Raw genomic sequence first — 8,216 nt, forward strand, 5'->3', positions numbered from 1 at the left:
CACTTTGTATAATTTTGCGGAACAGTTGTCAATGCAGACGGGTCCGCATTGAAAAGAAAGGATGAAGCGCCGTGAATTATCTCGATAACTATAATATCTGGAACTCCAAACAGCTGGAAGACCTGGATCTCATTGCGGAAATGAAGGAGATCGAGGGCAACGACAAGGAGATCAAAGAACGTTTTATCAAGATGTTGGAGTTTGGCACCGCTGGCCTGCGCGGCGTGCTGGGTGTCGGAACCAACCGCATGAATATTTATACAGTTGCGCTGGCAACACAGGGCATGGCAGACTATGTAAAACAGCAGTATGAAAACCCAACCGTTGCGATTGCTTATGACAGCCGCATCAAGAGCGACCTGTTTGCCCGCATTACTGCAAGAGTATTTGCAGCAAACGGTGTCAAAGCGTACCTGTTCAAAGAACTGATGCCGACCCCAACCCTTTCCTTTGCAGTCAGACAGCTGCATTGCAGCGCAGGTATCGTCATCACTGCCAGCCATAATCCATCTCAGTACAACGGCTACAAAGCCTATGGCGATGATGGTTGTCAGCTCAATCCTGAAGCAGCAGCCAAAGTTCTGGAGCTTGCCAGCAAGACCGATATCTTCGAAGGTGTCAAGAAGATCCCGCTGGAAGAGGGTCTGCGTACCGGTATGATCGAGTATATCTCGGACGAACTGGTTGACCAGTTCCTCGACCGCGTCTTTGCGCTGCGCGTCAACCGCGATCCAATCGAAAAAAGCGATCTGAAGGTTGTTTATACACCGCTCAACGGCACCGGCAACAAGCTGGTTCGCCGTATCCTGGGCCGTATGGGCATCGAAAATATCTATGTTGTCAAGGAGCAGGAACTGCCGGATGGCCACTTCCCAACCTGTACATATCCAAATCCAGAGGAGAAAGCTACCCTTCAGCTGGGCATTGAGCTGTGCAAAAAGGTGGACGGCGACCTTGTTCTGGCGACCGATCCAGATGCAGACCGTGTCGGTATTGCAGTCAAACACCATGGAGAGTATATCCTGCCAACCGGCAATGAGGTTGGTGTGCTGATGCTCGACTATATCGCAAAACAGCGCATTGCACAGGGCACCATGCCGAAAAATCCAATCGCTGTCAAGTCGATTGTTTCCACTCCATTGGCAGATGAAGTGGCAAAGAGCTACGGCATCGAGATGATCAGTGTTCTCACCGGCTTTAAGTATATCGGCGAACAGATCACCATGCTGGCACAGAAAGGCGAGGAAGATCGCTTCCTGCTGGGCTTTGAGGAGAGCTATGGCTACATGACCGGCGGCCATGTCCGTGACAAGGATGCTGTCAATGGTTCGATGATTATCTGCGAGATGGCAGAGTATTATAAGAAGCAGGGTAAGACCTTGATCGACGTGCTCAACGAAATCTTCGATAAATTTGGCGTCTATGCAGCCAAGGTCAAAGGCTATACCTTTGAAGGAACCGACGGCATGGAAAAGATGGCAAATATCATGAAGCAGCTCCGTGAAAATCCACCGAAGGAGTTTGCAGGTTATCAGGTTCTGTCCCGCGCCGACTATAAGACTTCTCAGCGCATCAACGTTCAGACCGGTGAGGAGACCGCTATCACACTGCCGACCTCCAATGTTTTGGAATACAACCTTGAAAATAACCTCAAGGTGATCGTCCGTCCATCCGGTACCGAGCCGAAGATCAAGGTTTACCTGACTATTGTGACTAACGATCGTCCGCAGATTGATGTCATTGCGCAGAAGCTGTTTGAAAGTGCAGAAGCTCTGATGGCATAATCAGACAATCAAATAGTGCAGAAAAAGGAAGGGGATTTCCCCTTCCTTTTTTGTATGCGGAGAGATTCGCTCAGATTAGGGTCAAGGACAGCACAGACGCTTTTCCTGCTTTTTGACGTATTTGTAAAAAGCAAAGGAAATACAGGCGAATTTTTATACATCAAAATGGCGGGATAGCTCTTGCATTTCATACGTAGGTTGTTATAATAAAAATTAAGTCTTTGTTAAAGGCGGGTTAAAATTAGAGAAAAAGGATGGGAGAAATGAAGAAATCGTATGAGATGGACATGTGCAGCGGACCGTTGCTCAGCAAAATCCTGGTCTTTTCGATTCCACTGATGCTTTCCGGCATTTTGCAGCTGTTGTTTAATGCAGCAGACATCATCGTTGTCGGACGCTTTACCGGAAGTGAGGCCCTTGCAGCAGTAGGTTCGACCAGCGCATTGATCAACCTGATTATCAACCTGTTCATCGGTGTTTCGGTAGGTACCAACGTTGTCACCGCAAGATATTATGGCGCGCGTGACCCAGATGGTATCAGCGAGACGGTTCACACCGCAATTTTGACCGCACTTGTCGGCGGCGTTTTCCTGATCTTCGCCGGAATTGCGCTTGCAAAGCCGATGCTGGAATGGATGGGTACACCGGAAGATGTTATCGACCTCTCGGTACTGTATATGCGCATCTATTTTGTTGGAATGCCTGCCTTCATGGTGTATAACTTTGGTGCCGCAATTCTGCGTGCGATCGGAGATACCAAGCGTCCTTTGTATTTCCTGACATTGTCCGGTGTCATCAACGTTGTATTTAACCTGATATTCGTTATCGTATTCCATATGGGTGTTGCCGGTGTTGCACTGGCGACCATTATTTCTCAGGCAATCTCGGCCGTTTTGGTACTGCTCTGCCTGATTAAAACCGAAGGACCTTGCCACCTGGATCTGCACCATCTGAAGTTCCACGGCAAAGTGCTGACCGCAATGCTGAGAATCGGTCTGCCGGCAGGTTTGCAGGGTGCTATCTTCAGCATCTCCAACGTGCTGATTCAGTCCTCGGTCAACTCCTTTGGTTCGCTGGTTATGGCAGGAAACACCGCCGCCAGCAACATCGAGGGCTTTGTATACAACGCCATGAACTCGATCTATCAGACTTCGCTGAGCTTTACCAGCCAGAACATGGGCGCAAAACAGTTCAAGCGTGTTGACAAGATTCTGCTGGAGTGTCTGATGGTTGTTGCGGTTATCGGTATTGTCCTGGGCAACGGTGCATATTTCTTTGGAGATAAACTGCTGGGCATCTACTCGTCCGATCCACAGGTTATCCAGTACGGTCTGATCCGTATGAGCTTTGTCAGTGCCACCTACTTCCTGTGCGGCCTGATGGACGTTATGGTCGGCAGCATCCGCGGCTTGGGTTATTCGATCATGCCGATGCTGGTATCGCTGACCGGTGCCTGTCTGTTCCGTGTCATCTGGATTTTCACCATCTTCCAGATGGATAAGACACTGGAATGTCTGTATGTCTCCTATCCGATTTCCTGGATTTTGACAGCGGGTGTTCATTTGATCTGCTATCTGCTGGTTCGCAAGAAAGCATTTGCACGAGCAGAACAGGGAGCGCTCAACTAAACAGAAAATAATAAAAAGGTGAGGGAATTTTCCCTCACCTTTTTTGTTTTATGGAAGCTGAAATACACCGAAACAGATCAGTCCCAACACAGCACTCAGGCAGATGACCTTTGGAATGCTGACCTTCCATTTGAGCAGCAGTGCCAGATCGACCAGACCGATGGCGATGGAGGTCAGACTGACGGCGCCGTTCTGTACATAGTTTGTCATGCTCAGCGATACGATGACACCCGCAACCATGCCGATACAGGAAGGACGGACACCGGTCAGAATCTGCACCATGCGGCGGCTGTTTTTGAAGCGGTTAAAAAACACAGCAGCAACAGCACATAAGGTCAGTGTCGGAGTCAGTACGCCCAGACAGGCGACAACGGCACCCAACGGTCCGGCGGTACGGATGCCCGCGAAGGTGGAGCAGTTGAGGCCCAGCGGTCCTGGTGTCATCTCCGCAATGGCCACAATGTCGGAAACCTCGCTGGCAGTCATCCATCCGTGCGAGAGCATCTCGCTGGTGATCAGCGGAATCATCGAAAGTCCGCCAAAGCTGGTGAAGCCGATCTTCAAAAAGCTCCAGAACAACTCAATGAGTACCATCTGCACCGCCCTCCTTTCGCTCGTAGTATTCGCTGAGAAGGATGCCGCAGACAGCGCCAATCACTACCAGCCAGACACAGTTGACATTCCAGAACAGATACAGCGAAAAGGTCAGCACAGCGATGGCAATGCACGGAGGAAAGCGAAATGCTCCGCGCACCATGCCGATGATCGCACTGATGATAATGGGAACAACAGCGGTGCGCACACCAGCCATCGCTGCCATCACCCACAGATTGCTTTGGAAAGCTGTGTAAAAGCAGGTGATCAAGCTGAGAATCAGGATAGGTGGCAGTACCAGCCCGCCAACGCAGGCGATACCACCCAGCAGACCGGCGGCGCGATAGCCATATAACATCGAAACATTGCTGATCATGATGCCAGGCAGGCTGCGTCCTACGCTGGTCAGATCCAGCAGCTCCTCACTGGATAGAACATGCTGTTCCTCTACGTACAGCTTTTGCATCTGTGCAACGATGCTCCAGCCGCCGCCAAAGGTAAAACATCCGAACTTTAAAAATTGTAAAAACAAACGAAGCACTTGTTGATAACGCTGCAAATCAAGACCTCCTCTAAACACACATCATGCCGAATGGATGGTTCTGCTACGGAGTTTGGTAAAAGGAAGTGTGCCGGCTCTTTCCTCCAAACAAATTGTCATATGCCAGCGTGCGGTAATCTTCGATCATACCGGCATAGTCGTTGGTCTCCAGATGGCTGTGTGCCTTGCCGTTCTGGTCGATATAACCGACAAAGGTGATTGCCGGCAATGTCTGCTGGAAGTCAGCCAGGAAATCCTCGTACAGAGAATTGTCGATGCCGGAATAAGAAAGCAGGTACTGTCCAAGGAAGTTTAAGCTGGTAACCGGAATTTCATCGTCCGGCAGATCGTAGTTTGCCCAGATCAGGAACGGTGTCTTGTATTTGTTCATGTACTGCTCCATGGTCATCTGGTCCTGGGTTACGCCGTAGGCTTTGTCCAGAAATTCCTGTTCGACCGAAGGCTGGTGGTCGCCGAACATCAGGATGATCGTTGGCTCCTCCTGCTGGCTGAAGTAGTCGATGAGCGTTTTAAACGCCTCGTCGGTCTTGTTTGCCAGCGTCAGGTACTGCTCTGCCATCGGATATTTTCCTGGTTCGTCGGTCAGTGTGACCTCAGCCGGATAATCTTCGACAGTGTAGCTGCCGTGGTTTTGGATGGTGACGTTAAACAGGAACAGGCGCTCGTCCGCGGCTTTATGTTCAAACTCGTAGATGATCTGTTCAAAGGAAGACCGGTCGCTGACATAGCCGTGCTCCTCGGTCAGTGGGACATCCATGTCGTCCACACATTTAAACTGGTCGAAGCCAAGCAGAGGATAAGCCTGATTGCGCTGCCAGGAGGTGCGCTCACCAGGATGAATAGCCAGCGTGCGGTAGCCGTTTTCCTTGAGCAGCGACGCCAGCGAAGCCGACGGCTCTAAGATGTACTGCTGATAAGGAATGCTGCCCGACGGCAGAAATGCCATCGAGTTGCCGGTCAAAAATTCAAATTCGCTGGCGCTGGTGCCTGCACCAAAGACCGAGGTGTAGGTGTGGCCGAAGATGCAGTTGTCCAGCGACTTGACATAGTCGGTGACACTTTCGCTCAGCGAAAGGTTGCCAAAGTCCTCAAAATCGGCCCAGGACTCGTTCATGATGGCGATGATATTGGGGTGGGTGTCCTCCGAAACGGCAGTTGTGTGGTCACTGACCTGTGAAGCGATGCGCTCGATATTTTCCTCCGAGCTGTCCTGCGGTTCTTCTACCGACATGAACTGGGTGTTGCGCAGGAAGGTAGCAAGAGCTCCGTTTTGAGAGTAGGAGGCGGATTGATCCCAGACGTCGGTTTCAATGCCAAGATACCCCAGTGCATTAGGACGCAGCACCGGATAGGCACAGATAAGGATGGTACACAGGTAGGTGATACGCAGACGCATCCGGTTTCTGGAAGGACGGAAGCGTCCGGTCAGCAGCTTTTTGCGCAGCAAAAAAGTTGCAGCGATCAGCAGCAGCGCTGCAATGACCATCGGAATGCTGGGAGAGAAGTGATAGCTGTCCGCCACGGCGGCAGCAGTTCCCAGCGCGGTAAAGTCCCAAGGCAGAATGGGTGTGCCGCGAAACAGTGAGACATAGTGGTTGGCGATGCCCCAGATGCAGCACAGCAGATGGGTAATCAGACAGGAAAGAACGATATAGTTTGTCAGTGCACACAGGGTAAAGTGAAGCACACCGATGCACAGATAATTGGCCACCAGAACATTGATCGAGTAGTCCCAGGGCATCCCGCCGCTGTACACAAACTGCATCAGATAAAAGGCGGTCAAAGGGGTGATGAGCAAAAGAATGCCCAGCAGCATTTCGTCCCGTGAGAAATGCTGCTTTAGAAATTGTTTGATACGATTCATAATTTTCTCCTGAAGGTAATGGTTTCAAAGGCAATGAAAAAGAGCCTTTCGCCCTGTATGACGAAAAAGGGCGGCAAGCTCATGTCAAAAATACGCACAAAGCGTCAAAAAGCATTATATAATAAATCGGGTGGGGATGCAACCGTTTTGCCTGTTTTTCAGCCAAAAGCGGCTTTGTTTCCCAATAAAACGGGAAACAAAGCCGCTTATTTTCTTTTCGAAAGAATCAGTCGGCAAGGTGGGAAAGTACGTCGCAGATCTTTTCCACGTCCAGACCGTTGTCCTTTTCAAATTTTTCTGCACCCAAAAACTTTTTGAATTCCTTCAGGCTCATCACGATGTTTTCATCGCGCACATGACTCAGATACATTGGGATGTCGCTTTTGGTGCTGCTGATGACAACAGCAGAATCTACCTTGATGTTGTACACCTTTTTCTGTGCCATCAGACGGCGGAACATCTCCAGCTTTTTGTCCATTTCCAGAACAGGGTTGTCAAAGCGAACCTTTTTCTCGTCGTCGACAAAGGTCCAGCGAGGCTCCTTGAAGTCGCCATAAAAATCACCCTTGCCCTGCAGCGCAGAGACAAACAGCAGTCCGAAGAAACCGACCAGAACATAGTCGATGGTCTGTGTCTGACCGTCCAGCTGCATCTGTACATTTTCCAGAACCTTATAATTGTGGGTGAGTGCGTAACGGTGCAGCGCCGATTTGACGGCGGATTTGCCGTAATTTCCCTTGGAAAAACGGATGTTTTTTTGCAGATACCATGCAACGATCACCGCAGCGACAACCACGACGATGACAAGCATTGCAATGATAGATGGATTCATACAAAACAGATCCTCTCTTAAAAAATTCCCCTGACAGGGTCAAACAGATATCCCCATTGTATCATAAGCACGAATTATCGTAAAGAGAAAAGCTCAAATTTTTACTGCTTTGGTCAGAGTGTAAACTTTTGGCAAACGGATACTGGAAAACTTGACAGTCGCCCCAGATTCATTATAATTTGAACAAGGGATTCTTTCAGCAACCGAGCTGTGTTTTGGGAATACAGCCAATGGAAAGGTGGAAATAAAATCGCATGAAATATGATTATAAACGTCTGGCAGCACTTCTGATGACAGTGCTGCTCTGCGTCGGTGTAATGACCGGCTGCGAAGCGCTGGATACAACCCTGCCAAGCGAGGAAGAACAGGAGCAGGAATCTATCGAAACCAGAGTGGCGCAGGCAAACCCCAAAAAGGCACTGGAAGTCATTTACAGCCAGCTGGGCAAGCGAACCGGTTTGATTGAGCCGACCGAAGAGCAGCTGACCAGCGAAGTGGGACTGAACATGGAGGATGTGCAGCGAGCATTTGTCCGCTATGTCGATGGCAACTTCGGAGCGGATGATGTGTACATCATTCTTCCCAAGGATGGCGAGGACGAAAATGGAAACTCCCATCGGGACAATGTTTTGAGCGCACTGAGGGAGCGCCGCGACGACCGTATCCGCGAGTTTCAAAACTATGATGTATATAACTCCAGCGCGATCGCACAGGGAGCGCTGCTCTTTGAACGCGGCGGCTATGTGGTCATGCTGATGCTGGAGGATAACGACAGCGCCAGAGCGATCATCGAAAAGTATATCCCTGAAACCCTGAATGTGTCATAAAATCAATATAAAGAGGGATGACTGCCTGCGCAGTCCTCCCTCTTTATATTGGCGCCGAGAAGGCAAGAAAAAACCCCCAGTTCAACTGGGGGTCAATAAAAAACTTACAGTACAAAAAAAGACCT

7 protein-coding genes are annotated in these 8,216 nt (G+C 49.9%); 3 read left to right on the top strand and 4 right to left on the bottom strand.

Going from position 1 to position 8,216, the window contains the following annotated elements:
• Positions 1 to 71: 71 nt before the first annotated feature.
• Both Q0L39_RS09335 and Q0L39_RS09340 read left to right on the top strand, forming a co-directional pair.
• The gene (locus Q0L39_RS09335) at positions 72 to 1,784 is read left to right on the top strand and encodes a phospho-sugar mutase (protein ID WP_296628631.1); all 1,713 of its coding nucleotides are present in this window, start codon (positions 72 to 74) and stop codon (positions 1,782 to 1,784) included.
• A gap of 263 nt (positions 1,785 to 2,047) precedes the next feature.
• Positions 2,048 to 3,412: an MATE family efflux transporter gene (locus Q0L39_RS09340; RefSeq protein ID WP_296628633.1), complete on the top strand. Its 1,365-nt coding sequence runs from the start codon at positions 2,048 to 2,050 to the stop codon at positions 3,410 to 3,412.
• Between the two features lie 48 nt (positions 3,413 to 3,460).
• Here Q0L39_RS09340 and Q0L39_RS09345 read toward each other — a convergent pair whose 3' ends face one another.
• The 4 genes from Q0L39_RS09345 to Q0L39_RS09360 form a co-directional block, all read right to left on the bottom strand.
• Positions 3,461 to 4,006, bottom strand: coding sequence for a chromate transporter (locus Q0L39_RS09345; protein ID WP_296628635.1), 546 nt, complete (start codon positions 4,004 to 4,006; stop codon positions 3,461 to 3,463).
• Positions 3,993 to 4,565 carry a chromate transporter gene (locus Q0L39_RS09350; protein WP_296628637.1) on the bottom strand — a complete coding sequence of 191 codons (573 nt, stop codon included), beginning with the start codon at positions 4,563 to 4,565 and terminating at the stop codon, positions 3,993 to 3,995. Before Q0L39_RS09350 ends, Q0L39_RS09345 begins: the two co-directional genes overlap by 14 nt.
• A gap of 46 nt (positions 4,566 to 4,611) precedes the next feature.
• Positions 4,612 to 6,432 (bottom strand): LTA synthase family protein, encoded by a 1,821-nt coding sequence (locus Q0L39_RS09355; RefSeq protein ID WP_296628639.1) that lies wholly within the window; start codon positions 6,430 to 6,432, stop codon positions 4,612 to 4,614.
• A 226-nt stretch (positions 6,433 to 6,658) separates the two neighbouring features.
• Positions 6,659 to 7,264, bottom strand: a complete 606-nt coding sequence (locus Q0L39_RS09360; protein WP_296628641.1) for a nuclease-related domain-containing protein — start codon at positions 7,262 to 7,264, stop codon at positions 6,659 to 6,661.
• A gap of 254 nt (positions 7,265 to 7,518) precedes the next feature.
• Between Q0L39_RS09360 and Q0L39_RS09365 the strand changes: the two genes are divergently transcribed.
• A complete protein-coding gene (locus Q0L39_RS09365; protein WP_296628644.1) occupies positions 7,519 to 8,091 on the top strand; it encodes a DUF4358 domain-containing protein in 573 nt (190 codons plus the stop codon).
• Positions 8,092 to 8,216: the final 125 nt, after the last annotated feature.

It is taken from the genome of uncultured Negativibacillus sp. (assembly GCF_944388365.1).
In the GTDB taxonomy this organism is placed as follows: Bacteria; Bacillota; Clostridia; order Oscillospirales; family Ruminococcaceae; genus Negativibacillus.

What these genes read in the sequence shown, in the direction of transcription:
- Q0L39_RS09340 (WP_296628633.1), top strand. Translation starts at nt 2,048, where the DNA reads ATGAAGAAATCGTATGAGATGGACATGTGCAGCGGACCGTTGCTCAGC.
- Q0L39_RS09345 (WP_296628635.1), bottom strand. Translation starts at nt 4,006, where the DNA reads ATGGTACTCATTGAGTTGTTCTGGAGCTTTTTGAAGATCGGCTTCACC.
- Q0L39_RS09355 (WP_296628639.1), bottom strand. Translation starts at nt 6,432, where the DNA reads ATGAATCGTATCAAACAATTTCTAAAGCAGCATTTCTCACGGGACGAA.
- Q0L39_RS09360 (WP_296628641.1), bottom strand. Translation starts at nt 7,264, where the DNA reads ATGAATCCATCTATCATTGCAATGCTTGTCATCGTCGTGGTTGTCGCT.
- Q0L39_RS09365 (WP_296628644.1), top strand. Translation starts at nt 7,519, where the DNA reads ATGAAATATGATTATAAACGTCTGGCAGCACTTCTGATGACAGTGCTG.